This window comes from Mesorhizobium sp. M7A.F.Ca.CA.001.04.2.1, assembly GCF_003998485.1.
GTDB lineage: Bacteria > Pseudomonadota > Alphaproteobacteria > Rhizobiales > Rhizobiaceae > Mesorhizobium > Mesorhizobium ciceri.
Map to the genome: position 1 here is coordinate 22615 of NZ_RZQT01000039.1, position 26550 is coordinate 49164.

General features: G+C 63.0%; 25 protein-coding genes and 1 pseudogene. 17 read left to right on the forward strand and 9 right to left on the reverse strand.

The annotated features are described in order from the left end of the window. Window positions 1-37: 37 nt before the first annotated feature. Genes EN955_RS14940 through EN955_RS14950 form a run of 3 tightly spaced genes read left to right on the forward strand, consistent with a single transcriptional unit; the run spans window position 38 to window position 2916 of the window. Entirely contained in the window at window positions 38-1819 is a 1782-nt protein-coding gene (locus EN955_RS14940) for a trehalose-6-phosphate synthase (RefSeq protein WP_013530900.1), read from the forward strand. A gap of 53 nt (window positions 1820-1872) precedes the next feature. Further along, a complete protein-coding gene (otsB, locus tag EN955_RS14945) occupies window positions 1873-2598 on the forward strand; it encodes a trehalose-phosphatase (protein ID WP_032898633.1) in 726 nt (241 codons plus the stop codon). A 60-nt stretch (window positions 2599-2658) separates the two neighbouring features. Next, window positions 2659-2916 carry a hypothetical protein gene (locus tag EN955_RS14950; RefSeq protein WP_024501507.1) on the forward strand — a complete coding sequence of 86 codons (258 nt, stop codon included), beginning with the start codon at window positions 2659-2661 and terminating at the stop codon, window positions 2914-2916. A gap of 31 nt (window positions 2917-2947) precedes the next feature. Here EN955_RS14950 and EN955_RS14955 read toward each other — a convergent pair whose 3' ends face one another. Both EN955_RS14955 and EN955_RS14960 read right to left on the reverse strand, forming a co-directional pair. Further along, window positions 2948-3670, reverse strand: a complete 723-nt coding sequence (locus EN955_RS14955; protein WP_024501506.1) for an SDR family oxidoreductase — start codon at window positions 3668-3670, stop codon at window positions 2948-2950. Continuing rightward, window positions 3670-4512 carry an SDR family oxidoreductase gene (locus EN955_RS14960; protein ID WP_024501505.1) on the reverse strand — a complete coding sequence of 281 codons (843 nt, stop codon included), beginning with the start codon at window positions 4510-4512 and terminating at the stop codon, window positions 3670-3672. Before EN955_RS14960 ends, EN955_RS14955 begins: the two co-directional genes overlap by 1 nt. Before the next feature lie 103 nt (window positions 4513-4615). Between EN955_RS14960 and EN955_RS14965 the strand changes: the two genes are divergently transcribed. After that, a complete protein-coding gene (locus EN955_RS14965) occupies window positions 4616-5503 on the forward strand; it encodes a helix-turn-helix transcriptional regulator (RefSeq protein ID WP_024501504.1) in 888 nt (295 codons plus the stop codon). A 200-nt stretch (window positions 5504-5703) separates the two neighbouring features. Here EN955_RS14965 and EN955_RS14970 read toward each other — a convergent pair whose 3' ends face one another. Then, window positions 5704-6339, reverse strand: a complete 636-nt coding sequence (locus tag EN955_RS14970; protein ID WP_013530906.1) for a TetR family transcriptional regulator C-terminal domain-containing protein — start codon at window positions 6337-6339, stop codon at window positions 5704-5706. 226 nt (window positions 6340-6565) lie between these two features. Between EN955_RS14970 and EN955_RS14975 the strand changes: the two genes are divergently transcribed. Continuing rightward, complete coding sequence (locus EN955_RS14975; protein WP_013530907.1) at window positions 6566-7894, forward strand: aspartate aminotransferase family protein; 1329 nt, start codon at window positions 6566-6568, stop codon at window positions 7892-7894. 75 nt (window positions 7895-7969) lie between these two features. Here the strand turns inward: EN955_RS14975 and EN955_RS14980 are convergent, their stop codons facing one another. Then, complete coding sequence (locus EN955_RS14980; RefSeq protein WP_013530908.1) at window positions 7970-8608, reverse strand: TetR/AcrR family transcriptional regulator; 639 nt, start codon at window positions 8606-8608, stop codon at window positions 7970-7972. 121 nt (window positions 8609-8729) lie between these two features. Between EN955_RS14980 and EN955_RS14985 the strand changes: the two genes are divergently transcribed. From EN955_RS14985 to EN955_RS14995, 3 genes are all read left to right on the forward strand, one after another. After that, window positions 8730-9980: a Zn-dependent hydrolase gene (locus EN955_RS14985; RefSeq protein WP_013530909.1), complete on the forward strand. Its 1251-nt coding sequence runs from the start codon at window positions 8730-8732 to the stop codon at window positions 9978-9980. A gap of 63 nt (window positions 9981-10043) precedes the next feature. Next, on the forward strand, window positions 10044-11495 hold the full coding sequence (hydA, locus tag EN955_RS14990) for a dihydropyrimidinase (protein WP_024501503.1): 1452 nt from the start codon (window positions 10044-10046) through the stop codon (window positions 11493-11495). Between the two features lie 43 nt (window positions 11496-11538). After that, window positions 11539-11874 (forward strand): hypothetical protein, encoded by a 336-nt coding sequence (locus tag EN955_RS14995; RefSeq protein WP_245265282.1) that lies wholly within the window; start codon window positions 11539-11541, stop codon window positions 11872-11874. Between the two features lie 62 nt (window positions 11875-11936). Here EN955_RS14995 and EN955_RS15000 read toward each other — a convergent pair whose 3' ends face one another. After that, window positions 11937-12347, reverse strand: coding sequence for a cupin domain-containing protein (locus EN955_RS15000; RefSeq protein WP_013530912.1), 411 nt, complete (start codon window positions 12345-12347; stop codon window positions 11937-11939). Between the two features lie 142 nt (window positions 12348-12489). On the opposite strand from EN955_RS15000, the gene EN955_RS15005 reads away from it, so the two are divergent. The 5 genes and pseudogenes from EN955_RS15005 (at window position 12490) to EN955_RS15025 (ending at window position 16849) form a co-directional block, all read left to right on the forward strand. Then, window positions 12490-13281 carry an ABC transporter ATP-binding protein gene (locus tag EN955_RS15005; RefSeq protein ID WP_013530913.1) on the forward strand — a complete coding sequence of 264 codons (792 nt, stop codon included), beginning with the start codon at window positions 12490-12492 and terminating at the stop codon, window positions 13279-13281. A gap of 115 nt (window positions 13282-13396) precedes the next feature. Continuing rightward, a pseudogene (locus EN955_RS15010) lies at window positions 13397-13807 on the forward strand (DUF559 domain-containing protein); the annotation flags it as partial. After that, window positions 13808-14686 (forward strand): ABC transporter permease, encoded by an 879-nt coding sequence (locus tag EN955_RS15015; RefSeq protein ID WP_024501500.1) that lies wholly within the window; start codon window positions 13808-13810, stop codon window positions 14684-14686. Beyond that, window positions 14683-15837 carry an ABC transporter permease gene (locus tag EN955_RS15020; RefSeq protein ID WP_024501499.1) on the forward strand — a complete coding sequence of 385 codons (1155 nt, stop codon included), beginning with the start codon at window positions 14683-14685 and terminating at the stop codon, window positions 15835-15837. Before EN955_RS15015 ends, EN955_RS15020 begins: the two co-directional genes overlap by 4 nt. 40 nt (window positions 15838-15877) lie before the next feature. Next, entirely contained in the window at window positions 15878-16849 is a 972-nt protein-coding gene (locus EN955_RS15025; RefSeq protein ID WP_013530916.1) for an ABC transporter substrate-binding protein, read from the forward strand. A gap of 50 nt (window positions 16850-16899) precedes the next feature. Here EN955_RS15025 and EN955_RS15030 read toward each other — a convergent pair whose 3' ends face one another. Continuing rightward, a complete protein-coding gene (locus EN955_RS15030) occupies window positions 16900-17358 on the reverse strand; it encodes an Lrp/AsnC family transcriptional regulator (RefSeq protein WP_024501498.1) in 459 nt (152 codons plus the stop codon). A 125-nt stretch (window positions 17359-17483) separates the two neighbouring features. Between EN955_RS15030 and EN955_RS15035 the strand changes: the two genes are divergently transcribed. Both EN955_RS15035 and EN955_RS15040 read left to right on the forward strand, forming a co-directional pair. Next, complete coding sequence (locus EN955_RS15035) at window positions 17484-18767, forward strand: cystathionine gamma-synthase family protein (RefSeq protein WP_024501497.1); 1284 nt, start codon at window positions 17484-17486, stop codon at window positions 18765-18767. 154 nt (window positions 18768-18921) lie between these two features. Further along, window positions 18922-19362, forward strand: coding sequence for a CHRD domain-containing protein (locus EN955_RS15040; protein ID WP_013530918.1), 441 nt, complete (start codon window positions 18922-18924; stop codon window positions 19360-19362). A 212-nt stretch (window positions 19363-19574) separates the two neighbouring features. Here EN955_RS15040 and EN955_RS15050 read toward each other — a convergent pair whose 3' ends face one another. The 3 genes from EN955_RS15050 to EN955_RS15060 all read right to left on the reverse strand — a co-directional run bounded on the left by EN955_RS15050 (window position 19575) and on the right by EN955_RS15060 (window position 23428). Further along, window positions 19575-21224 carry a thiamine pyrophosphate-binding protein gene (locus EN955_RS15050; protein WP_024501496.1) on the reverse strand — a complete coding sequence of 550 codons (1650 nt, stop codon included), beginning with the start codon at window positions 21222-21224 and terminating at the stop codon, window positions 19575-19577. Beyond that, complete coding sequence (locus tag EN955_RS15055) at window positions 21221-22396, reverse strand: CaiB/BaiF CoA-transferase family protein (protein ID WP_024501495.1); 1176 nt, start codon at window positions 22394-22396, stop codon at window positions 21221-21223. The genes EN955_RS15050 and EN955_RS15055 overlap by 4 nt, the downstream gene beginning before the upstream one ends. A 99-nt stretch (window positions 22397-22495) precedes the next feature. After that, complete coding sequence (locus EN955_RS15060) at window positions 22496-23428, reverse strand: alpha/beta hydrolase (RefSeq protein ID WP_024501494.1); 933 nt, start codon at window positions 23426-23428, stop codon at window positions 22496-22498. Between the two features lie 183 nt (window positions 23429-23611). On the opposite strand from EN955_RS15060, the gene EN955_RS15065 reads away from it, so the two are divergent. Further along, the gene (locus tag EN955_RS15065; RefSeq protein WP_024501493.1) at window positions 23612-24619 is read left to right on the forward strand and encodes a ribonuclease; all 1008 of its coding nucleotides are present in this window, start codon (window positions 23612-23614) and stop codon (window positions 24617-24619) included. 164 nt (window positions 24620-24783) lie between these two features. Then, a complete protein-coding gene (ettA, locus tag EN955_RS15070; protein WP_013530923.1) occupies window positions 24784-26433 on the forward strand; it encodes an energy-dependent translational throttle protein EttA in 1650 nt (549 codons plus the stop codon). The last annotated feature ends 117 nt before the right edge of the window (window positions 26434-26550 follow it).

Below are 26550 nucleotides of genomic sequence, written 5' to 3' on the forward strand. Positions count from 1 at the left end.
CAAACGGTCGCCGACGGCCGGGGTGAGTTGACGTTCAATGACAAACTACGGTGCGGACCTGCTCTGGGTTCTGATTTTCGCGAGCCTCGGTTTTTCCGCTCTTGCCGTATTCCTCTCCATATCGCGGCACCGTCGCCGTCATCCTCCTGCCGTCCCACATACGGCAGGCGAAGATGTGGCGGCGGAGGCCGCGCGCAAGGTGATACGGGAGTTCGAAAAGAACGGCCAATCGGCCGATGCCGCGCTGGTGACCTGGTCGCCAGAAACATTGCGCAAGATCCTGGCCGACGATCTGCCCGATGCGCAGGTTATCGTGGTGTCCAATCGCGAGCCGTACATCCACAATGTGAAGGACGACGGCGTCGAGTTGCTCGTCCCGGCCAGCGGGCTGGTGTCGGCGCTCGAGCCCATTACCCGCGCCTGTGCGGGCACCTGGATCGCCTATGGCGGCGGAACGGCGGACCGCCTTACCGTCGACGACCACGATCGCGTGCAGGTGCCGCCTGGCAACCCGTCCTACACGCTGCGCCGGGTCTGGCTGACGGAGGAAGAGCATCAGGGCTATTATCTCGGTTTCGCCAATGAGGGCCTTTGGCCGCTTTGCCATATCGCCTTCACCCGGCCGATTTTTCGCGCCTCCGACTGGGCTGCCTATGAAGCCGTCAACCGGAAGTTTGCCGATACCGTGGTTGCCGAGGCGCGCAACGAGCGGCCGATCGTGCTGGTTCAGGATTACCATTTCGCGCTGCTGCCGCGCATGATCCGCGAGCGCCTGCCGGAGGCGATCGTCATCACTTTCTGGCACATCCCGTGGCCAAATTCGGAAGTGTACAGCATCTGCCCATGGCGTGAACGCATCCTCGAAGGCCTGCTCGGCAGCTCGATCATCGGCTTCCACACCCAGTTCCATGCCAACAATTTCACCGAAAGCGTCGATCGCTTCCTGGAAAGCCGCATCGAGCGGGCCGATGCGGCCATCTCCTACGGCGGACGGACCACATTGGTGCACGCCTATCCCATCTCGATAGAATGGCCGGCGGACCTGCTGGCGAAACTTCCCGCTGTCGACGATTGCCGCGCTCGCATGCGCGAGAGGTTCGGCCTTAAAGCGGATGTGAAGCTGGCCGTCGGGGTCGAGCGCCTCGATTATACCAAGGGCATTCTCGATCGGTTTCACGCTTTGAACGAATTGTTCAAGCGACAGCCTGAGTGGATCGGAAAACTGGTCTTCCTGCAGATCGCGGCACCCAGCCGCGGCACGCTGCCTGCCTACAAGCTGCTCCATGACGAGTGCCACCGTTATGCCGAAGAGCTCAACCGGCGTTATGGCAGCGAGGGCTACAGGCCGGTGATCATGGTGGCCGAACATCACTCGCAAGAACAGGTCTACGAGATCTATCGGGCCGCCGACATATGCATGGTCACCAGCCTGCATGACGGCATGAACCTCGTCGCAAAGGAATTCGTCGCCGCGCGCGACGACGAGCAGGGCGTTTTGATGCTCAGCACATTCGCCGGCGCCTCGCGCGAATTGCTGGAGGCGCTTATCGTCAACCCTTACGATGCCGCCATGATGAGCGGAGCGCTGTTGCAGGCACTGACCATGTCGCCCGAAGAACAGCGCGAGCGCATGCGCCCCATGCGCGAGACAATCCGCAACAACAATGTCTATCGCTGGGCCGGCAGCATGCTTCTGGATGCGGCACGTTTGCGCAAGCGCGGGGACCTCGATCGGGTGACCGGTGCCGTCAGCGACCCGCCGCCCAGCGTCGACAATGTCGTCTCCATTTTTGAGCGCAGACGGGTGGCGATGTCATGAGCGATGCGCTGCAAAATATTGTTGGCGAGACCCTGCACAAGCCGCAGGCCGTCATGGAGAAACCGCACACTGTGCTGACCGGCGAATGGGCGTTGTTCCTCGATATCGACGGCACCCTGCTGGAACATGCCGAACACCCGGACGCGGTCTCGGTCAGCGACGAGCTCCGCTCCTTGCTGCAAGGCCTGGATCGCAAGCTGAACGGGGCATTGGCCTTCATAACAGGCCGTTCCGTCGCGGCTGTCGATCATCTGTTTCAGCCTTTGAAGCTGCGCGCCGCCGGGCTCTATGGCCTGGAACATCGGCTCCTACCGAACGACGACGTCGAAGTCGCGGATGAGCCGGCGGATATTTCTGCGCTTGCCGACGAGATCGAGGCCGAGCTCGGTCGTGGCGCCTATATCGAGCGCAAAGGACGGGTGCTGGCCATCCACACGCGCGCCGCCCCGCATCTGCTTCCGCGCGCGACGCAGCTTGTCGAGCAGGCGCTGGCCACGCTGCCAAAGGGCTACCGGGTGGTTCCCGGCAATGCCGGTGTGGAACTGCTGCCGCTCGAGGCCGCTAAGGGCGCCGCGATCCGGCGTTTCATGGAAATTGCGCCATTCACGGGCCGTCGCCCGGTCTTCCTGGGCGACGACACGTCGGATGAAAACGGTTTTGAGGCCGTCAATGATGCCGGCGGCATATCGATCCGCGTCAAACCACCAGCGCACACCGCAGCGCGGTACGGGCTTGCCGACGTTGTCGAGACGCTGGCCTGGCTGAGAGGTCAACTTTAGATCCAGCCGACGCAACCGCGATCGCGCCTCCTGGAAAGGGCAAGGAAAGGAACGGTTTCGATGGGACGCTTTGCACAATTGGTCCGAGAGATCACCCCGAACTGGCTGCACTCTCGCTCCTCCCGCCATGACATTGCCGACGTTTCACCGTCCGACGCGGATTTCAGCTGGCAAGAGGCGATCGACAACAAGATGTATGGGGCTGATACGCCTGATTATTCCTATGTTCCGGAAAAGACCGCTTCAGATGCGGTGAGACCGGGCGGTGACAGCCCCGGCGAAAAGAGCGTGCGGGGCGGTCCAAAAAGAGCCAATTGAGGGTGAAAAGCCTGTCGGCGCCCGAGGAACGCTACGCCGCAAATCGCAGTCCGCCGTCGCAGGTCAGCACCTGACCGGTCATGAAGCCGTTGGAGACGAGGAAAGCTATTGCCGCGGCAACGTCTTCGGCGCGACCGATGCGGCCGACCGGGGTCCTGCCGGCATAGTCGGCAAACAGCGCCTGCCTCTGCTCCTCGGCCAGAAAGTCCCACCAGGGCGTGTCGATGACGCCTGGCGCCACGACATTGACGCGCAGCGGTTTCAACTCCATCGCCAGGATCGGCACCACGGTCAACAGCATGCCGTTGATGGCGGCGATACCGGCGACGCCGGGCGTTGCGAGCTGCGCCGACACCGCCGAGATGAAGGTGACCGATCCGGCCTTGTTGAGTGTCGGCAAGGCGGCCTGCAGGCAGGACAGCTGCGGGCGGACCTTTTCCTCCACGCCACTGCCGATGTCACTCAGGTCAAGCGCCGGGAACGGGCCGAGGCCCTTGCCGCCGCTGGCCGCGAGCACCAGATGGTCGAATGGACCAAGGCGCTCGAAGAACCGGGTGACTTCATCCGGCTTCGAGGCGTCGAATGCAGCCTTCCCGGCAGCGCCGCCAAGACTCTTCCAAGCGCTCTTCAGCTTGTCCTCGTTGCGGCCGGTGATGGTTACCTTCATGTCCGGGCCAAGCAGTTTGCGCGCCGTCGCCAGCCCGATGCCGGACGAGCCACCGATGATGACGGTGTGTTGGATTGCCTTGGTCATCAATGCTGTTCCTTCGATGTGGGGGAGGCCGGGCCGATGAGATCGAGGCTCAAGCTTCTCAGCTGTTGCCTTGCCTTGGCGTCGTAGGCCTGAGCATCGGCGCGGGATTCCCGCAGGCCGTCGAAATAGAGGCCGCTTTTCCCGTTAAGCGTGGGTGAGGTGGCGAGATTGAGGATGGCATCGGCGCCGGTCTCGACCGAGCTCCACGGCGTCACCCCGGCCTGCCGGACCATGGTTGTGTTCATGTAGCTCGCCGGATGCAATGCGTTGACGGTGACGCCGGTGCCTTTCAACTGTTCGGCCAAATCGACGGTGAACAGGATCTGCGCCAGCTTGCTCTGGCAATAAGCGCGCACCCCGTCATAGGAGCGGGTCAGCATGACATCGCTGAAGTCGATCGCCTGCTGCCCCGCAGAGGCGACATTGACGATGCGCGCCGGCGCACTGGCCTTCAGCAATGGCAGGAGCTCCGATGTCAGCAGGAAACCGGCGAGATAGTTGACCGCGAAGCGCAGTTCATAGCCGTCGGCACTCACCTGCCTTTTGGCACCTTGGCCCGCTGTGCCGATGCCGGCATTGTTGATGAGGATGTCCAGCCGGTTCGTCCGGGCGCGCACCGCCTCGGCGAGGTGGCGCACCTCGGCCAGCGAAGAGAGGTCGGCGACCAGAAGCTCTGCCTTGCCGCCGGCGGCTTCGATCTCGGTGACAACAGCCTTGCCGCGCATCGCATCGCGGCCGTGCACCAGCACACGGGCGCCCGCGGCGCCGAGCCGTTGCGCGACAACGCGGCCGACGCCGTCTGTCGAGCCGGTGATGAGGATCGTCTTGTCTTTGAGTTCCATGTTCAGAGCCTCCGTTCTGTTGCTCTGAACGGAAGATGGGCCAGTTGGCGCTGGCCAAACAGTTCAAACTTTATCCTGGTATCAATACTGCTATAATACGCGCATGGAGTCCCAACCTCACGCGGCCCCCACACGTTCGGCTGAAGACAGCCGCCGACGCGAACTCGGCGCCTTCCTGCGCTCGCGCCGGGAAAGGCTGACGCCCTCGGCCGCAGGCATCGCCACCGGTCTCAGACGGCGTACGCCGGGACTACGGCGCGAGGAGGTGGCGATGATCGCCGGCGTCGGCACGACCTGGTACACATGGCTGGAGCAGGGGCGGGAGGTCAGGCCCTCGGTCGAGGTGCTGACGGCGCTCGCCGAAGCACTGCGCCTCGACGCCGCCGAACAACAGCATCTGTTCATCCTTGCCGACCGCCAACAGCCGGAGCGCCGTGCCGTAGCGCCGGAAAAGGTCGATGGCCCGTTGCTGCACATGCTGCAGAGCCTGGTGCTGCAGCCGGCCTATGTCGTCGGGCGGCGCTGGGACGTGCTGGCCTGGAACCCGGCGGCGGTGGCGGTGTTCGGCGATTATGGCCTGCTGGAGGGTGACGCCCGCAACATCGTCCACATGGTGTTCACGAGCCCGCATCACCGGCACCTGCTGGTCGACTGGGAGCAACTGGCGCGCACCGTGCTGGCCTCGTTCCGGGCCACGAGCGCCCGCTATGTCGGCGATCCGGATTTCGAGCGGCTGATCGAGTTGATGACCCGTTCGAGCCCCGAATTTCGTGCCTGGTGGCCGCAGCGCGACGTCGCGCATCGGTTGTCGGGGGTGAAACATGTCCGGCACCCGAGCGCGGGCGCCATGACCTTCGAGCATATGAGCCTGTCGATCGGCGACGGCTCGGACATGAAGCTGATCGTCTACACGCCGTTAGCCGAGCAGAATTCGATCGCCAAGCTGCAGGCATTGCTGGACGCGCTGCCGGCCGAGCGGCGCAGCGCCTGAGGTTGGCTGGCGTCCCCCTCGGCTTCGTCATCCACGGGCGAAGCGGACGCGGAGACCCGAGGATCCATGCCGGGACGTTTGCCGAAGAGTACTACGGAGCAGAATTTGGACCTTTGCGGCGCGTTGAAGTCGCGGCATGGATTGTAGGGTCTGCGCCGCGTCGCTTCGCTCCTTGCTTCGCCCTAGAATGACGAAACCATTTAGCCCTTCGGCTTCAGCCCATCGAGGAACAACTGCTCGAGAAATCTTGCCGCATCCTCGAAGCGGCCGTCGCCGCCACGGTTCGGTCCGAGCACGGCGCGGACCTGGACGTCGAAATCGGCATAATGCTGCGTCGTCGCCCAGATCGAGAAGATCAGGTGCCACGGGTCGGTCTTGGCGATCTTGCCGGCGCGCATCCAGCCCTTGATGACGGCGGCCTTCTCGTCGACCAGCGTTTTCAGTTCGCCCGCCAGCAGCGGCATGATGCGTGGCGCGCCTTGCAGGATCTCGTTGGCGAACAGCCGGCTCTCGCGCGGAAAATCGCGCGCCATCTCCAGCTTGCGCCTGATGTAGCTGCGCAGTTCGGTTAGGGGATCGCCAATGTCGTCGAGTTCGCGCAGTGGCGCCAGCCAGGTGTCGAGCAGGCGCTGCATCAGCGTTTCGTGGATGTCTTCCTTGCGCCGGAAATAATAGAGCAGGTTCGGCTTCGACATGCCGGCGGCTTCGGCGATCTGGTCGATGGTCGAGCCGCGAAAGCCGTTGGTGGAGAAGACCTCAAGCGCCGCCTCCAGGATGAGTTCGCGCTTTTCCTGCTGGATGCGGGTGCGGCGAGGGGCATCCGTGCCGATGGTCACCGTTGCAAGCCCTCGTGTTGAGGCTCATCTGGACCAATTCTCTGGACCAGTTTTTCCCTAGCCTGTGGAACGCACTTCAGGTGCCGCATTTCCGCTAGTAATCCTTGACCGCCTAAAGGGCGGTGCTAACGTTTGTCCAATCGGTCAAAAATTTCCGTAGCATGAAAACGCGGCAAAGACCAAGCGTTGGGCGCAGCGAAACAGTTTACAAGGGGAAGTCCTGGTCATGTCCAACCGGCTGAAAGTCACGCCGAACGATCTCAGTGCATTCTGGATGCCGTTCACGGCAAACCGGCAGTTCAAGCAGGCGCCGCGCATGATGGTGTCCGCCAAGGACATGCATTACACAACCAGCGACGGCCGCAAGGTGCTCGACGGCACCGCCGGCCTGTGGTGCGTCAATGCCGGCCACTGCCGTCCGAAGATCACCGAGGCGATCCAGCACCAGGCTGCCGAACTCGATTATGCGCCGGCCTTCCAGATGGGCCATCCGATCGTGTTCGAACTGGCCAACCGCCTGGTCGACCTGGCGCCCAAGGGCATGGACCATGTCTTCTTCACCAATTCCGGCTCGGAATCGGTCGAGACCGCGCTCAAAATGGCGATCGCCTATCACCGTGTGAAGGGCGAGGGCTCGCGCACCCGGTTGATCGGCCGCGAGCGCGGCTATCACGGCGTCAATTTCGGCGGCATCTCGGTCGGCGGCATCGTCACCAACCGCAAGATGTTCGGCACGCTGCTCGGCGGCGTCGACCATATGCCGCACACGCATCTGCCGGAAAAGAACGCCTTCACCAAGGGTGTGCCGGAGTATGGCGCGGAACTCGCCAACGAGCTGGAGCGTATCGTCGCCCTGCACGACGCTTCGACCATCGCCGCCGTCATCGTCGAGCCGGTCGCCGGCTCCACCGGCGTCATCCTGCCGCCGAAGGGTTATCTGGAGAAGCTGCGCGAGATCTGCACCAAGCACGGCATCCTGTTGATCTTCGATGAGGTCATCACCGGTTTCGGCCGTCTCGGCACACCGTTCGCCGCCGACTATTTCGGTGTCACGCCCGACATCATGACCACCGCCAAGGGCGTCTCCAACGGCGTCATCCCGATGGGCGCGGTGTTTGTGAAGAAGGAGATCCACGACGCCTTCATGACCGGCCCCGAGCACATGATCGAGTTCTTCCACGGCTACACCTATTCGGGCAACCCGATCGCCTGCGCGGCCGCACTCGGCACGCTTGACACCTACAAGGAAGAGGGCTTGCTGACCCGTGGCGAGGAGCTGGCGCCGTACTGGGAAGACGCGCTGCATTCGCTGAAAGGCGAGCCGAACGTCATCGATATCAGGAACATCGGCCTGATCGGTGCGATCGAGCTGGCGCCGATCGCCGGCCAGCCGACCAAGCGGGCCTTCTCGGCCTTCGTCAAGGCGTTCGAGCGCGGCGCGCTGATCCGCACCACCGGCGACATCATCGCGCTGTCGCCGCCGCTGATCATCACCAAGGGCCAGATCAACGAATTGATCGACCATGTTCGCGATGTGCTGAGGTCAATCGATTGACGGACTGACGCGGTCGGTTGAGGTCGGCGCGGCAGCGCGCCGACCTGACCTTTTGCTTGCAACGAACCATTACAGTCAGGCGGGCAACGCACCGATCCCGGTCAGGATCACCCGCTTGATATTTTCCTTGGCTTCCCGCCATTGCCGGTCGGACAGAGGTTTTCCGCCATTGAGTGTCTCGATCTGATGGCCGAAATCGGCGTAGTGCTGGGTCGTAGCCCAAAGCATATAGAGCAGATGGCGCGGATCCACCGGGTCCATCTTGGCTTCCTCGATCCAGCGCCTGATGATCTCGACGCGGCCGTCGGTCCATTCGCGCAGCGTCGATTCCATATAGTCCTGAAGCACCGGCGCCCCGTGCATCACTTCGGAGGCCCAGACCTTCGAGCCGTCGGGATGGCGGCGTGATATTTCCATCTTGGCGTCGATATAGGCACTGATGCCGTCTATGGGCCCGCGCGCCGCGTCGAAGCAATTGGCCGCCTGTAGCCAGATTTCAAAGATGTTTTGAACGACCGACCGGTAAAGCTCTTCCTTGGTGGCGAAATAGTAGTGGAGATTTGCCTTCGGCAGTCCGGCCAGATCCGCAATCAACTGCATCGTGGCGCCGCCAAACCCTGCCTCCGCAAACACCTTCTCTGCAGCGACGAGAATGGTTTTTTCATTCTCTCGGCGGATCTCCTGTCGCCGCATGGGGCGGGTGGGTTCTGCCATGTCTACCCCAAGATTCTAGTTGACCGCTTGGTCAGGTTGTGTAGTTTAAAAGCTGACCATACGGTCAAGCTGTAAATCACTCAAGGGGCGACAAGACCCCCGGTGTAGATGGGAACTCGAGATGGCCGCACCCGGCGAGAATCTGCGAATCAATTCAGACCGTTTGTGGGATTCCATCATGGAGATGGCGAAGATTGGCCCCGGCATTGCCGGCGGCAACAATCGCCAGACCGTGACCGACGAAGACGGCGAAGGGCGGCATCTGTTCAAGCGCTGGTGCGATGCGGCCGGGCTCGAAATGGGCGTCGATGAAATGGGCACGATGTTTGCCCGCCGCGAAGGCACCGATCCCAGCCTGCCGCCGGTCTATGTCGGCAGCCATCTCGATACGCAGCCGACCGGCGGCAAGTATGACGGCGTGCTCGGCGTACTGGGCGGGCTTGAAGTGGTGCGCTCGCTCAACGATCTCGGCATCAAGACCAAACATCCGATCGTCGTCACCAACTGGACGAACGAGGAGGGCTCGCGCTTCGCGCCGGCTATGATGGCGTCCGGCGTGTTCGCCGGCGTGCTCGACCAGGCCGATGTGTACGGGCATGTCGACAAGCAGGGCAAGAAATTCGGCGAGGAACTGGAGCGCATCGGCTGGAAAGGCCCCGAGAAGGTCGGCGACCGCAAGATCCATGCCTTCTTCGAACTGCATATCGAACAGGGTCCGATCCTCGAGGACGAGGATATCGACATCGGTGTCGTCACCCATGGCCAGGGCCTTAAATGGCTGCAGGTGACGCTGACCGGCAAGGAAGCCCATACCGGCTCGACGCCGATGCCCAAGCGCCGCAATGCCGGGCTCGGCATGGCGCGGGTGATCGAACTGGTGCACGAGATCGCCATGGACTACCAGCCCGATGCCGTCGGCGCGGTCGGCCACATGGAGGTCTATCCCAATTCGCGCAACATCATCGCCGGGCGCACCGTCTTCACCGTCGATATCCGCTCGCCGGAAAAAGAAGTGCTGGACGCGATGGATGGCCGCATCCGCGAAGGCATCGACACGATCTGCGATGCACTCGACATCCGCTACGAGATCGAACAGGTCGGCGCTTTCGATCCGGTGACTTTCGATGCCGGCTGCGTCAAGGCGATCCGCGATGCCGCCGACCGCCTTGGCTATTCCCATCGCAACATCGTTTCCGGTGCCGGCCACGACGCCTGCTGGATCAACCGCGTCGCGCCCACCGCGATGGTGATGTGCCCTTGCGTCGATGGCCTCAGCCACAACGAGGCCGAGGAGATCACCAAGGAATGGGCTTCGGCGGGTGCCGATGTCTTGTTCCACGCGGTGGTGGAGACGGCTGTCATCGTGGAGTGAGCTTAGAATCCACCTTCCAAACGACGCTCGTAAAGAAGCGCGAAGAGAACAAGGGAACAGTCAATGACCAAAGTCATCCGAAACGGCACCATCGTCACCGCCGACCGCACCTGGAAGGCCGATGTGCTGATGCAGCACGGCAAGATCGTCGCCATCGGTTCGGGCCTGCATGGCGACCATGAGTTCGACGCCACCGGCTGCTACGTCATGCCGGGCGGCATCGACCCGCACACCCATCTCGAAATGCCGTTCATGGGCACCTATTCGGCCGATGACTTCGAGTCCGGCACGCGCGCGGCGCTCTCCGGCGGCACGACCATGGTGGTCGATTTCTGCCTGCCGGCGCCTCAGCAGTCGCTGCTCGAAGCCTTGCAGATGTGGGACAACAAGACCTCGAAGGCGTCGTGCGACTATTCCTTCCACATGGCGATCACCTGGTGGGGCAAGCAGGTGTTCGACGAGATGGCCACGGTCGTCGACAAGGGCATCACCTCGTTCAAGCATTTCATGGCCTACAAGGGCGCGCTGATGGTCGACGACGACGAGATGTATGCGTCGTTCCAGCGCTGCGCCGATCTCGGCGCGCTGCCGCTCGTTCATGCCGAGAATGGCGACGTGGTGGCGGCACTGTCGCAGAAGCTGCTGGCTGCCGGCAACAACGGCCCCGAGGGCCACGCCTATTCACGGCCGCCCGAAGTGGAAGGCGAGGCGACCAACCGCGCCATCATGATCGCCGACATGGCCGGCGTGCCGCTCTATGTCGTGCATGTCTCCTGCGAGCAGAGCCACGAAGCGATCCGCCGGGCGCGCCAGAAGGGCATGCGGGTGTTCGGCGAGCCGCTGATCCAGCACCTGACGCTGGACGAGAGCGAGTATTTCGACAAGGACTGGGACCATGCGGCACGCCGCGTGATGAGCCCGCCCTTCCGCAACAAATCGCACCAGGACTCGCTGTGGGCCGGCCTCCAGGCGGGGTCGCTGCAGGTGGTGGCGACCGATCATTGCGCTTTCACCACCAAACAGAAGCGCAACGGCGTCGGCGATTTCACCAAGATCCCGAACGGCACCGGCGGGCTTGAAGACCGCATGCCGGTGCTGTGGACCACAGGCGTCAACACCGGCCGGCTGACGATGAACGAGTTCGTCGCGGTGACCTCGACCAACATCGCCAAGATCCTCAACATGTATCCGAAGAAGGGCGCCATCGTAGAGGGCGCCGACGCCGACATCGTCGTCTGGGATCCCAAGCGCAAGAAGACAATTTCGTCCAAGAAGCAGCAATCGGTGATCGACTACAATGTCTTCGAGGGTTTCGAGGTGACCGGCCTGCCGCGGTTCGTGTTCTCGCGTGGCGAACTGTCGATCCAGGAGTCCGAGGTCAAGGCCAAGCCCGGCCATGGTGAATTCGTCGGCCGCGAGCCGAATGCGGCCGTCAACCGGGCGCTGTCGACGTGGAAGGAAATCTCCGCGCCGCGCAAAGTGGAACGCACCGGCATCCCGGCGACCGGGGTTTGAGGTGCGGCGCGGGGGACTTCTTTTCGCGGCAGTTTTGGTTCTGGTGGCCAGCCAAGTGTCGGCGGCCGGCATCGACCTAGCCAAACCTTATGGCAACAAGTCCGGCTGCATCAACAAGAACGGCCAGGAAGTCTACGCCGAGGACATGCTGCTTCTAACCAACACCGACTTCATCACGGCGACGAGCGCTTGCACCTTCACCGGCAAGAGGGTCCAGGCCGACGGCTCGCTTGTGGTGAAGGCGGAGTGCAAGGCCGAAGGCGAAGAGGGCAAGGCGCCCGCCACCTTCATCATCAAGCACAGCACCAAGAACGCCAAGAAACTGGTGATCGCGGATGCGGACGGCACCGTCTATGGGGAAGTGTCTCGGTGCCGATGATTGCCGAAGCTGGCGGGCGCAAACCTCTAGCAATTGGCCGACGGGCGCCTAGCCCGGCGAAGTCAGCTTCCGGCGACCAGCGCATCCAGTTCCGGCAGCAGGACGACGCTCTCCTGTTCGTTGGGATCGGTGCGCGCAATGACGGCAGAGGACGGGGCGCCGCTCAGGTTGGCCGGCAGATGCGGCACGCCGGCGGGGATGTAGAAGAGATCACCGGCCTTGACGACGATATGATGCTCGAGCCGGTCGCCATACCAGGTGTGGACTTCGCCGGAGAGCACATAGATCGCCGTCTCGTGGCTCTCGTGCATATGCGCCTTGGCGCGGGCGCCGGGCGGCATGGTGAGCATGTGCATGCAGATGCCGGACGCACCGACGGTCTCGGCGGCAATGCCGGCGAAATAGGTCAGCCCCTGCTTGCCTTCATAAGTGCTTTCAGGGCGGATAAGATGACAAGTGGGTTTGGGCGACATCGGGGAAACTCCGGGCGTCGATCGCGTGGGACAAGGTCAGAGGGACAGGGCCAAATGGGACAGGGCAAGTGGAAAACAACATCGCGATAAAAGCAATCGGATTCCAGCCGCCGCGGGAACGGAAACAGGCAGGCGGCAACCGATGACGGGGAATTCGCCAGCCGTCGTCGCGGCAAGCAAACTCGGGCTGACTTTCCAGACCAATGACGGGCCGGTGCAGGCGCTGTCCAATGTCGATCTCACCATCGGCAAGGGCGAGTTCGTCTCCTTCATCGGGCCTTCGGGCTGCGGCAAGACCACGCTGCTGCGCGTCATCGCCGATCTGGAGAAGCCGACCTCGGGGGCGATTTCCGTCAATGGCATGACAGCAGAGCAGGCGCGCGAGAAACGCGCCTATGGCTATGTCTTTCAGGCGGCGGCGCTGTTTCCGTGGCGGACCATCGAGCGCAATGTGGGGCTGCCGCTGGAGATCATGGGCCTGTCCAGGGCGGAGCAAGGCGAGCGGATCAAGCGCACGCTCGGCCTCGTCAACCTCTCTGGATTCGAGAAGAAATATCCCTGGCAGCTCTCGGGCGGCATGCAGCAGCGCGCCTCGATTGCCCGTGCGCTGGCCTTCGACGCCGACCTGCTGCTGATGGACGAGCCGTTCGGCGCGCTGGACGAGATCGTGCGCGACCATCTCAACGAGCAGCTGCTGGAATTGTGGGGACGCACCAACAAGACCATCTGCTTCGTCACCCACTCCATTCCGGAGGCCGTCTATCTGTCGACGCGCATCGTCGTCATGTCGCCGCGCCCGGGCCGTGTCAGCGACATCATCGAATCGACGCTGCCGAGAGAGCGGCCGCTCGACATCCGCGAGACGCCGGAGTTTCTGGCGATCGCAGCGCGGGTGCGGGACGGGCTGCGCGCGGGGCACAGCTATGACGATTGAGGGAGCAAACGACGGGCTCCCTCCTCTCCCCAACGGGGAGAGGGTGGCCGGAGCGAAGCGGAGGTCGGGTGAGGGGGCGGCGCCGACGGATCCGACCAAGAGAAAGGTCGGGGCAACCGCTCGCGCCCGAAAGCTGCGGGTTGACGAGACCGAGGCTGAATACAGGCTTTGGGGGGAACTGAGAGGCCGTCATCTCAATGGCTACAAATTTGTGAGGCAAGTGCCGCTTGGACCGTTCATCGCGGATTTTGTTTGTCGCGAGGTAAGCCTGATTGTCGAACTTGATGGTAGTCAGCACGCAGATTCTCCAACCGACCCTTCCAGGACAGCTTGGCTGAACGGACAAGGTTATTCGGTTCCCCGGTTCTGGAATCATGAGGTTTTGGCCGAACGTCGAGCGGTCCTGGATACGATCTTGGCTTGCCTTGACGGAAAGATTTCCACCCCCTCACCCGACCTCCGCTTCGCTCCGGCCATCCTCTCCCCGTTGGGGAGAGGAGGGCGCCAGTCGGCTGAGGCCCGCTAGATGGACACCTTCCGCGACAAGCTCGTTCCCGTCACCTCCATCCTCGTTGGCGTGGTCGCGCTCTGGTATGTCTTCGCCGTCATCCTCAACACGCCGTTCCAGCGCGATCTCGATCGTCGCGCCGGTGAAACATCCACGTTCAGCCAACTCATCGGCAAGACGCTGTCGCAGCCGAAGCCGACATTGCCGGCGCCGCACCAGGTGGCGGTGAATTTCTTCGAGAACACCTTCCTGCGGCCCATCACCTCCAACCGCAGCCTGGTCTACAATGCCTGGGTGACGCTTTCGTCGACGCTGCTCGGCTTCGCTTTCGGCACGGCGCTCGGCATCATCATCGCCGTCGGCATTGTCCATGTGGCGACGCTCGACCGCAGCCTGATGCCGTGGATCATCGCCTCGCAGACCATTCCCATCCTGGCTGTGGCGCCGATGATCATCGTCGTGCTGGGGGCGATCGGCATCAGCGGGCTAGTCCCGAAGGCGATGATTTCGACCTATCTGTCGTTCTTCCCGGTGACTGTCGGCATGGTGAAGGGCCTGCGCTCGCCCGAGATCATGCATCTCGACCTGATGCACACCTACAATGCCAGTCGCGCGCAGACCTTCTGGAAGTTGCGCGTGCCTGCTTCGGTGCCGTTCCTGTTCACCTCGATGAAAGTGGCGGTGGCGGCAAGCCTGGTCGGCGCCATCGTCGGCGAACTGCCGACTGGCGCTGTCGCCGGCATCGGCGCCAAGCTGCTCGCCGGCGCCTATTACAGCCAGTCCATCGACATCTGGTCGGCGCTGGTCGCCGGTTCGGTGGTGGCCGCCCTTCTGGTCATGGTGGTCGGCATTGCCGGGCGCCTCGTCGACCGCGCCATGGGCGGGAGGCCGGCATGAACTGGCTGAAACCCTCCTGGCAGGCAGTGCTGGCGATCGTGCTGTGCCTGATCGCAGTGGCGCTCGGCCCGATCGCCGCGCCGAAAGTCGATGCACTGGCGCAGCCTGCAGGGACGTTGATATATCCCTATGTGGCGACGACCTGGCTGATCTTCGGCGTTCTGCTTGTCGCTGCTTTGATCTCGATGGCCAGAATACCGTCCATCGTCGAAGCCGTTGTGCTTTTCATCGGCGCGCATTTGCTCGCGTGGCTGCTGATTGGAGGCATCACCGGTTTCGAAGGCCTGGCGCGGACGCCGTACTTCCTGCTTCTCACCGCCGCATGGCTGCTTGGCTGGCGCTGCGTGGCGGTGCTGTCATCATTGCGTCCGTTCGCCAAATGGGCTCGCACCGCGCTGCGCCTGATCATCCCGGCCATCTTCGGCGCCTGGATCCTGATCATCTGGGAAGCGGTGACGCGTGGGGCCGGCATACCCTTCATCCTGCTGCCGCCGCCAAGCGCCATCGGCGCGCGCATAGCCGGTTCGCTGCCGGTGCTCGGTGCCGATGTCCGGCAGACCATCTTCAAGGCGGTCATCTTCGGTTATGTCGTGGGCAGCGGCGCCGGCTTCATCACCGCCGTGCTCGCTGACCGCGTGCCTTTCCTGCGGCGCGGCCTGCTGCCGATCGGCAATATGGTCTCGGCGCTGCCGATCATCGGCGTCGCGCCGATCATGGTGATGTGGTTCGGCTTCGACTGGCAGTCCAAGGCGGCGGTGGTCATCATCATGACCTTCTTCCCGATGCTGGTGAACACGGTCGCCGGTCTGGCCGCCTCCGGCCATATGGAGCGCGACCTGATGCGCACCTACGCGTCGGGCTACTGGCCGACGCTCTTGAAGCTTCGGCTGCCGGCAGCAGCTCCCTTCATCTTCAACGCGCTGAAGATCAACTCGACGCTGGCGCTGATCGGCGCCATCGTTGCCGAGTTCTTCGGCACGCCTGTCGTCGGCATGGGCTTCCGCATCTCGACCGAGGTCGGGCGGATGAACATCGACATGGTCTGGGCCGAAATCGCAGTTGCAGCACTTGCGGGTTCGGTCTTTTATGGCGTGGTCGCTCTTGTCGAAAGAGCCGTCACGTTTTGGCATCCCTCTGTCCGTGGTGGATAGGGGCGGTGGGTTTAGGGCACTAACTTCAGAGGGTAACAAAATGAAAAGACTGATTATTCCCGTTCTGGCTGGCGCGATGTCGCTTGCCGCTTTCCAGGCAATGGCCGCCGACAAGGTGACGTTGCAGCTGAAATGGGTTACGCAGGCCCAGTTTGCCGGCTACTATGTCGCCAAGGCCAAGGGTTTCTATGAGGCCGAGGGTCTCGACGTCGACATCAAGCCGGGCGGTCCCGATATCGCGCCCGAGCAGGTGATCGCCGGCGGTGGTGCCGACGTTATCGTCGACTGGATGGGCGGTGCGCTGGCTGCCCGCGAAAAGGGCGTGCCGCTGGTCAACATCGCCCAGCCGTTCAAGAAGGCCGGCATGGAGCTGGTCTGCCCGAAGGACGGCCCGATCAAGACCGAAGCCGACTTCAAAGGTCACACGCTCGGCGTCTGGTTCTTCGGCAACGAGTATCCGTTCTACGCCTGGATGAACAAGCTCGGCCTGAAGACCGAGGGCGGCCCGGACGGCGTCACGGTGCTCAAGCAGAGTTTTGACGTGCAGCCGCTGATCCAGAAGCAGGCGGACTGCATCTCGGTCATGACCTACAACGAATACTGGCAACTGATCGACGCCGGCTACAAGCCGGAACAGCTGACCGTGTTCAACTACTCGGCCATGGGCAACGACCTGCTCGAGGACGGGCTCTATGCGTCCGAAGACAAGCTCAAGGATCCGGCCTTCGAAGACAAGATGGTGCGTTTCGTGCGCGCCTCGATGAAGGGCTGGAAATATGCCATCGACAACAATGACGAAGCCGCAGGCATCGTCATGGACGGCGGCGGTCAGGACGAGAACCACCAGAAGCGCATGATGAGCGAAGTCGCCAAGCTGATCGACAATGCCGACGGCAAGCTTGACCCGGCGACCTACGAGCGCACCGCCAAGGCGCTGCTCGACCAGAAGATCATCACCAAGGAGCCGACCGGCGCCTACACCACCGCCATCACCGACAAAGCGGTCAAGTAAGCCTAGCCGGCAACACATCTATCCAGAAAGCGGCGCCTCCGGCAGAAATGTCAGAGGCGCCGTTCCTTTATGGTGTTCATGACGAAGCTGGTCTCGATCGAGGCGACGCATTTCAGCCGCGCGATCTTTTCCTTGATGAAGCGCTCGTATTGTTCGAGGCTTCCCGTCACCACTTTCAGCACATAGTCGCGCGAACCGGTGACGAGGTGGCATTCCAGCACCTCTTCCCAGCCGCGGATCGCGTCCTCGAACATCACGATCTCGTCTTCGTTCTGGCGGCTGAGCCGGATGGTGGCGATGGCGACCATGCTCCAGCCGAAGGCTGAGGGATCGACCAGCGTGGTGTAGCCTCTGATGACCCCGGTCTCCTCCAGCCGCCGCACACGCCTCAGGCAGGGCGACGGCGACAGGCCGATGCGCTCGGCAAGCTCGTTGTTGGTGATGCGGGCGTCGGCCCGCAGCTCACGCAGGATTTTCAGGTCGAAATCGTCGGCTATCTTCTGCTGCACTTTCGGTGTCTCCAGGCAATTTGTTGCGGGGATGCAGCCATGTGAGCCCAAAAATAGCAAGGACTGGCGGAACGAGATCGCATAAATTGCCGTTCACTATTTCACTCGAACAGGCAGGAAAAGCCATGACCGCGCCACGCCCGTCGAAGACCCATATCGGCAACCACAAGCTCCATCCGGAGACGCTGATGCTGAGCTATGGCTTCGATCCGCAGCTGTCGGAGGGCGCCGTCAAGCCGCCGGTGTTCCTGACCTCGACCTTCGTGTTCAAGTCGGCGGAGGAGGGACGCGACTTCTTCGACTACACATCCGGCAGGAAGGAGCCGCCGAGCGGCACCGCCTCCGGCCTGGTCTATTCGCGCTTCAATCATCCCAACAGCGAGATCGTCGAGGACCGGCTGGCGATTTATGAGGGGACGGATGCCTGTATCCTGTTTTCATCGGGCATGTCGGCGATCGCCACGACACTGCTCGCCTATGCCCGTCCGGGCGACGTCATCCTGCATTCGCAGCCACTCTACGGCGGCACGGAGACGCTTTTGACGCGCACGCTCTCCGGTTTTGGCATCGGTGCTGTCGGTTTCGCGGATGGCGTGGATGAGTCGGCGGTGCGCACGGCCGCCGACGCGGCCGTCGCGAAAGGCCGCGTGTCGGTCATCCTGATCGAGACGCCGTCAAACCCGACCAACAGCCTGGTCGACCTCGCGCTGATGCGCAAGATCGCCGACGAGATCGGCGCGAGCCAAGGGTCAACGCCGATCATCGTGTGCGACAACACATTGCTGGGTCCGGTGTTCCAGCGGCCGATCGAACATGGTGCCGACGTGTCGGTTTATTCGCTGACCAAATATGTCGGCGGCCATTCCGACCTGATCGCAGGTGCCGCCATGGGCAGCAAGGCTATCACCAAGCCGATCAAGGCGCTGCGCGGCGCGATCGGCACGCAGCTCGACCCGCATTCCTGCTGGATGCTCGGCCGCTCGCTGGAGACGCTGTCGATCCGCATGGAGCGGGCCAACGACAATGCTCGCCTGATCGCCGAATTCCTGCGCGACCACGCCAAGGTCGACAAGGTGCACTACCTGCCGTTTCTGGGCGAGAATACGCCGGCCGGCCGCGCCTACAGGGCGCAATGCAGCGGCGCCGGATCAACCTTCTCCTTCGACATCAAGGGCGGGGAGAAGGCGGCTTTCGCCTTCCTCAACGGATTGCAGATCTTCAAGCTGGCGGTGAGCCTCGGCGGAACGGAATCGCTGGCCAGTCACCCCGCGGCCATGACCCATTCGGGCATTCCCTTCGAGGTGCGCCAGCGCATCGGCGTGCTGGAGACCACGGTCAGGCTGTCGATCGGCGTCGAGCATCCGGACGATCTGATCGCCGACCTGACGCAGGCGCTGGCGGCGGTCTGACCGCTATCGCTAAAGCCGGACAGGACGGCCCCTAGGATCTCTATACGTCATCACAAAAACGTGTGGTTGGATACATTGTGCCGCCAGGCCGTTCCGTTGGCGCATGCGCGCGCCGGGGAGCCGCGACGCGTGCACAGTCAATCGGAGGTTCTTCATGCGCACCCAATCCTTCTTACCGGCGCTGTCGGCGCTGGCCATTTCGACCGCTTTCCTGTTCGCATCGCCGGCCCTGGCAGCCATGGAAAAGTTCAAGGCGACACTAGACGGCAGCCAGCAGAGCCCGCCCGTCACCACGAAGGGTAAGGGCACGGCCACTTTCACCTTCGACACGACCAAGAAGAAGCTCAACTGGAACGTCAAATATTCCGGCCTCAGCGGACCGGCGACGGCCGCGCATATCCATGGCCCTGCGGCGATGGGTGAAAACGCCGACCCTGTCATCCCGTTCAAAAAACTCAAGAGCCCGATCAAGGGGTCGGAGACGCTCACTGATGCCCAGGCGGCTGACCTTGAGGCCGGCAAGTATTACGTCAACGTCCACACCAAAGCGAACCCGAATGGGGAGGTCCGCGGCCAGATCGAGAAGGCGAAGTAGCTGACCGTTGAAGGTTGGCGGGACAGCGCCCCCCTCTGTCCTGCCGGACATCTCCCCCTCAAGGGGGGAGATCGAATGTACTTCGGGTTTCGCCAATCGCCAGTGTTGGAAGAAGGGCGAGACGACGAAACTGCCAATCTCCCCCCTTGAGGGGGGAGATGCCCGGCAGGGCAGAGGGGGCGTGAAGGAACTCGACTTGCCCCGGTCGGCTCTCAAACCTTGTCGCGGATCTGGGTCATCGTCCGGGTCGGGGTGATCGCTTCGGGGTCGAGCCTGATCTCGACGATCGCCGGCTTGCCGCTGGCGCGGGCGCGTTCGAAGGCCGGGGCGAAGTCCGCCGTCTTCTCAACCGTTTCGCCATGGCCGCCATAGGCGCGGGCGAGAGCCGCGAAATCGGGGTTCTTGAGGTCGGTGGCCACCACGCGGCCGGGATATTCGCGCTCCTGATGCATGCGGATGGTGCCGTAGATACCGTTGTTGACGACGACGACGACGATCGGCAGATCGTATTGCACGGCAGTGGCGAATTCCTGCCCGTTCATCAGGAAGCAGCCGTCGCCGGCGAAAGCGACCACGGTGCGCTCTGGAAACAGCTCTTTGGCGGCGACTGCCGCAGGCGTGCCATAGCCCATCGAGCCTGACGTCGGCGCACCTTGAGTGGCGAAGCGGCGGAAGCGATGGAAGCGATGCACCCAGCTGGCGTAATTGCCTGCGCCGTTGGTGAGAATGGCGTCGTCGGGCAGCATCTTTTCGAGATAGTTCATGATCGGGCCCATCTGGACCGGGCCGGGGCCGCTTTCGGGTGGTGTCGACCAGTCGAGATAGGCGGCATGCAGCTTTGGCGTCTCGGCTGCCCAGACGGGTGCGGAGGCCGGCTTGCGTTTGGCGAAAGCGTCGACGAAGGCGGACGGCGAGGCGTTGATCGCCAATGCCGGCCTGTAAACGCGGCCGAGCTCGCCGGAATCGGCATGGACATGGACCAGTGTCTGGGCCGGGTAGGGGCTTTTCAGCAGCGTGTAGTCCGAGGAGGGCATTTCGCCCATGCGGCCGCCGATCAGCAGCACGAGGTCGGCCTGCTTGATCGCTGTGGCCAGCTTCGGGTTGATGCCTATGCCGACATCGCCGGCATAGTTCGGATGCAGATGATCGAACAGCATCTGGCGGCGGAAGGAACAGCCGACCGGCAGCGACCAGGCCTCGGCGATCGTGCGCATTTGTGCAACCGCCTCGGCGTCCCAGCGCGTGCCTCCAAGGATGACGAAAGGCCGCTTGGACTTAGCCAGCAGCTTTTCCAGCGCATCGAGTTCCGCTTCGCCGGCCCGTGTTTCCACCGGTGTGTGCGGCAAGGCGACGGGCGCCTCGACGACACTGGTCAGCATGTCTTCGGGCAGCGAGATCACCACCGGGCCGGGACGGCCCGATGTCGCCACGGCGAAGGCGCGGGTGACGAATTCTGGGATGCGCGAGGCGTCGTCGATCTCGACTACCCATTTGGCGATGTCGCCGAAGAACCTCTTGTAATCCACCTCCTGGAAAGCCTCGCGCTCTTTGGCGTGGCCGGCGACCTGGCCGATGAACAGGATGACGGGTATCGAATCCTGCATGGCGATGTGGATGCCGGCCGAGGCATTGGTGGCGCCGGGGCCGCGGGTGACGAAGCAGATGCCGGGCTTGCCGGTCAGGCGGCCGTGGCAATCGGCCATCATGGCGGCACCGCCTTCCTGGCGGCAGACGATGGTGCGGATCGCTGAATCGTGCAGCGCGTCGAGCACCGCCAGATAGGATTCACCGGGCACGCAGTAGATGCGGTCGGTGCCGTTGGCTTCGAGCGCGTCGACGATGAGTTGTCCGCCGGTCTTCATTGTCCAGACTTCTCCAGTTCGGCAAGGATTTCTTGCGTGTGCTCGCCCAGGCGCGGCGAGGGGCGCTCATAGACCAGCGGCGTGCCCGACATCACCATCGGCGCGCGCACCGAAGGCAGAAGATTGCCATGGCCGTCGTCCAGGTCGAGCCGCATGCCGCGCGCGATCGTCTGCGGGTCGGCGAACATCTGGCCGATCGTGTTGATCGGGCTCGCCGGCACGCCGGCCGCTTCGAGCTTTGCCAGCAGCGGATCGCGGTCGAAGATCTTCAGCGCCTCGATCATGCGCTCACGCAGCTTGACCCGGTTGGCGACCCGGGCAGGATTGGTGGCGAAGTCGGGATTGGCAGGCAGGTCGTCCAGTCCGACGGCAGCGCAGAATTTGGCGAACTGGCCGTCATTGCCCACCGCAAGGATGATGTGCCCGTCCCGGACCGGCACCACCTCGTAGGGGGCGATGTTCATATGCGCATTGCCCATCTGCACCGGCGATTTGCCGGAGACGAGATAGTTCAAATTCTGGTTGCCGAGCGCCGAGATCTGGGTGTCGAAAAGCGCCATGTCGACATGCTGGCCGTCGCCGGTCTGCTCGGCATGGCGCAGTGCTGCCTGGATGGCGATGACCGAATAAAGGCCGGTGAAGATGTCCGAGATGGCAACGCCCGCCTTTTGCGGCTCGCGGCCGACCTCGCCGGTGATCGACATCATGCCGGCCATGGCCTGGATGATGAAGTCGTAGCCGGCGCGCGGTGCGTACGGACCGTCCTGGCCGAAACCGGTGATCGAGCAGTAGACGAGGCGCGGGTTGATCTTGCGCAGGCTGTCATAGTCGAGGCCGTATTTCTTCAGGCCGCCGAGCTTGAAGTTCTCGATCAGCACGTCCGAAGTGGCGACCAGCCGGCGCACCGTCTCGGCGCCTTCCGGGGTCGAGAAATCGATGGCGATGGAGCGCTTGCCGCGATTGCAGGAATGGTAATAGGCGGCCGACAGGTTCTCGCCGTCCTTGCCCATGACGAAGGGCGGGCCCCATTTGCGGGTGTCGTCGCCGCCATCGGGGCTCTCGACCTTGATGACATCGGCGCCGAGATCGGCAAGCAACTGCCCGGCCCATGGCCCGGCAAGGATGCGGGCGAGTTCGACGACGCGGACGCCTTTCAGCGGGGGCTCAGCCATGGATCACCGTGGTTGCCGCAATCACTGCGATTGCTGCGAAAGCAGAGCCTCTATCAAGCCCTGCAACGGCTGTCACGGCTCTTGCAATGGGCCAATCCGTCACGCTTTGAGGACTTCGTCGGCCCAGGCGGCGAAATCATCCATGATAATGTCGCGATTCACCTCGTTCAGGCTTTCGTGGCGGGTGTCGGCGTAAACCTTTGAAACCAGATTCGAAAAGCCCATCTTGCGCATGCGATCGGCAAGATGGGTGATCCCTTTGCCATAGTCGGAAGCCGGATCCTTCTCGCCGCCGACGATGCTGACGGGCAGGTCGCGCCGGATACCGGCAAAGCCGGCATCCTTGCCGCCGTTCAGCGCCATACCGACGACGTCGCGCCACATCGACACCGAAGCGTCCCAGCCGCACAAGGGATCGGCAATGTATTTCGCCACTTCCGCTTCGTCGCGCGACAGCCAGTCGAACACTGTGCGGTGATTGGGCACCGCCTTGCCCCAGGCCTGGAAGGTGAGTTTCGGCAGCAGGCGCGATGGCACGTCGGAGCCGAGCCGCATCCGTTCCCAGGCAAGGATGCCGAGCGCAAGCTGCCCAAGCGGGCCTTGGGAGAAATTGCCGTTCCAGATTGCTGCCGCGTGAACGCGTGGCGAGTGGCGCAACAGGTAGTTCAGCGCCACCGACGCACCCATCGAATGGCCAAACAGGATGACCGGTCTGTTTGGCCGTTCGCGGGCGATAAGATCATGGATGACGTCGACGTCGGCGATCACCTTGGCGGCACCGTCCCTGTCGGCGAACCTGCCGAGCGGAGCGTCGGACGCCTTGGTCGCGCCGTGGCCGCGATGATCGTGGACATAGACGTCGAAACCGCGCGAGCCAAGAAAATCGGCAAAGCGGGCATAGCGCGCTGCGTGCTCGGCTAGCCCGTGATTGATCTGGACGACGGCGCGTGCCCGGCCATCGGCCTGCCTGACGAAAAGATTGAGCTCGGCACCGGTCGGCGAGGCAACCACGCGCTGCTGGCTGAATGACATGCCGCCTGGTCCCGCCCTTGCTTTTGTCGTCGTTGGCTTTGTTTGCGCCGGCCCACATTATGCGTCAATCCGGCAAACCCGCTTTTCGCGACGATGTTTCTTGCGTTCGGTCAGCAAAATATCGCAATTCTGACATGGAGGCAGCTTCAGTCTGTCGCCCACTTCTTCAGCCGGGGATTCTCCATGCGCATCGGTGTCGTTTTCGGATTGGCCATGTTGGCGGCGTCGCTGGCCGGGGCCGCGCATGCCGACGTGAAGATGAGCGGCAGCTTCGTCGCCGACGCCGCCTGTCCGGCGACGCAAGCGATCAAGAACGGCAAGAACCCCGGCAATGTCTCGACCGATGCCGGGCAGAGCTATCAGTTGCTTGCCGGCAACAAGGATACGCCGACGCATTATCTCATCCTGGTGCCGGGCGCCGATCCGGAGCGCCGCTGGGTGAAGGTCAGCTGCGGCCATGTTTCCGGCAGCAGCGCGGCGACCGTGCCGGCCGCGCCTGACGGGCAAGGCAAGCCGGCGGCATCGGGGAAGCCCGAATACGTCTTCGCGCTGAGCTGGCAGCCGGCGTTTTGCGAGACAAAGTCGAACAAGACCGAATGCAGGGCACAAAGTGCCGGCGATTTCGACGCCACGCATTTCACCTTGCACGGCCTGTGGCCGCAGCCGAATGGCAATTTCTATTGCCAGGCGACGGCGAGCGACAAGGCCAACGACAATCCGGCCCACTGGAAAGACCTGCCGTCGGTCAATCTTGACGCCAACACCCGCACGGAACTCGACCAGGTGATGCCTGGAACGGCCTCCCACCTCGAACGGCATGAATGGATCAAGCACGGCACCTGCTACGGCAAGAGCCAGCAGGACTATTTCTCCGACGCGCTGAATTTGATGCGCGCGGTGAACAGTTCGCCGGTGCGCGATCTCTTTGCCAAGAACATCGGCGGCAAGCTGACGGCCGACCAGATCCGCGGCGCTTTCGACACTGCCTTCGGGGCGGGAGCAGGGGACCGCGTGCGCGTTTCCTGCGTCATCGATCCGTCGAGCGGCAGGCGGCTGATCGGCGAACTGACCCTCGGCCTCGCCGGCCCGATCGGCCCGAACAGCGCGCTCAAGGACCTGCTGCTGGCTTCGGTGCCGACCAACAAGGCAGGCTGCCCGACCGGCACCGTCGACGCTATCGGGTTCCAGTAAGGGCGGCTGAACGGCCCCCAGACTGCACGAGCAGCGGTCCACACTTGTCCGTGTGATTGGCCTGATCTGGCAAAAGCGATTGCCGTTCGCCGCCGCATCGCCTACATAGCGGCCAACCTCCATTCAATTCGACAAATCCAGTCGGTTTTTCAGGGAAAGCGCGCGTGGCACGCCAGTTCATCTATCACATGGCCGGCCTCAACAAGGCCTATGGCACCAAGAAGGTGCTCGAGAATGTCCATCTCTCCTTCTATCCGGACGCCAAGATCGGCATCCTCGGCCCCAACGGTTCGGGCAAGTCGACGATCCTCAAGATCATGGCCGGGCTCGACAAGGAGTGGAACGGCGAAGCGTGGCTCGCCGAAGGCGCCACTGTCGGCTACCTGGCGCAGGAGCCGGCGCTCGATCCGGACAAGACCGTGTTCGAAAACATCATGGAAGGCGTCGCCGCCAAGACCGCCATCATCGAGCGCTACAACGAATTGATGATGAACTATTCCGACGAGACGGCCGACGAGTCGGCCAAGCTCCAGGACGAGATGGACCGGCTGAACCTGTGGGATCTCGAACAGCAGGTCGAGATGGCGATGGAAGCGCTGGGCTGCCCGCCCAAGGATTCGGAAGTCACCAAGCTGTCGGGCGGCGAACGCCGCCGCGTCGCACTTTGCCAGCTTCTGCTGCGCCAGCCCGACCTTCTGCTGCTCGACGAACCGACCAACCATCTCGACGCCGAAACCACGGCATGGCTGGAAAAGCATTTGCGTGCCTATCCGGGCGCCGTGATGATCATCACCCACGATCGCTACTTCCTCGACAACGTCACCGGCTGGATCCTCGAACTCGATCGCGGCCGCGGCATTCCCTATGAGGGCAACTACACCAAGTACCTCGAAGCCAAGGCCAAGCGGCTCAAGCAGGAAGGCCGCGAGGACGATGCCCGCCAGCGCGCCATCGGCCGCGAGCGCGAATGGATCCAGTCGAGCCCGAAGGCCCGCCAGACCAAATCCAAGGCGCGTATCCAGGCGTTCCAGGATCTTTTGGATGCAGCCGACAAGCGGCGTCCGAGCGATACGCAGATCGTCATCCCGCACGGCGAACGGCTCGGCAATGTCGTGATCGAGGCGGAAGGCCTGTCGAAGGGCTTTGGTGACACGCTGCTCATCGACGGCCTGGAATTCAAGCTGCCGCCCGGCGGCATCGTCGGCGTCATCGGCCCGAACGGCGCCGGCAAGACGACGCTGTTTCGCATGATCACCGGCCAGGAAAAGCCGGATGCGGGTTCTGTGCGCGTCGGCGAAACGGTGAAGCTCGGCTATGTCGACCAGAGCCGCGATGCTCTCGATCCGTCGAAGACGGTGTGGGAAGAGATTTCCGGCGGCGCAGAAGTGGTCAAGCTCGGCAAGTTCGAGGCCAACACGCGCGCCTATTGCGCGTCGTTCAACTTCCGTGGCGGCGACCAGCAGCAGAAGGTCGGCAACCTCTCCGGCGGCCAGCGCAACCGCGTGCATTTGGCCAAGATGTTGAAGACCGGCGGCAATGTGCTGCTGCTCGACGAACCGACCAACGATCTCGACACCGAAACGCTGGCCGCGCTCGAAGACGCGCTGGAAAATTTCGGTGGCTGCGCGGTCATCATCTCGCACGATCGCATGTTCCTCGACCGCCTGGCGACGCATATCCTCGCCTTCGAGGGCGACAGCCATGTCGAATGGTTCGAGGGCAATTTCGAGGATTACGAGCAGGACAAGATCCGCCGCCTCGGGCCGGATGCCGTCAACCCGCACCGCATGACCTACAAGAGGCTGACGCGGTAAGGGGGTTTTCCGGGCGGCGATCTCAACCGGCATGAGGAGCTCAAATGGCTGATTGGTCCGCCGCCCAATATCTGAAATTTGAAGACGAGCGCACGCGGCCCGCGCGGGATCTTGTGG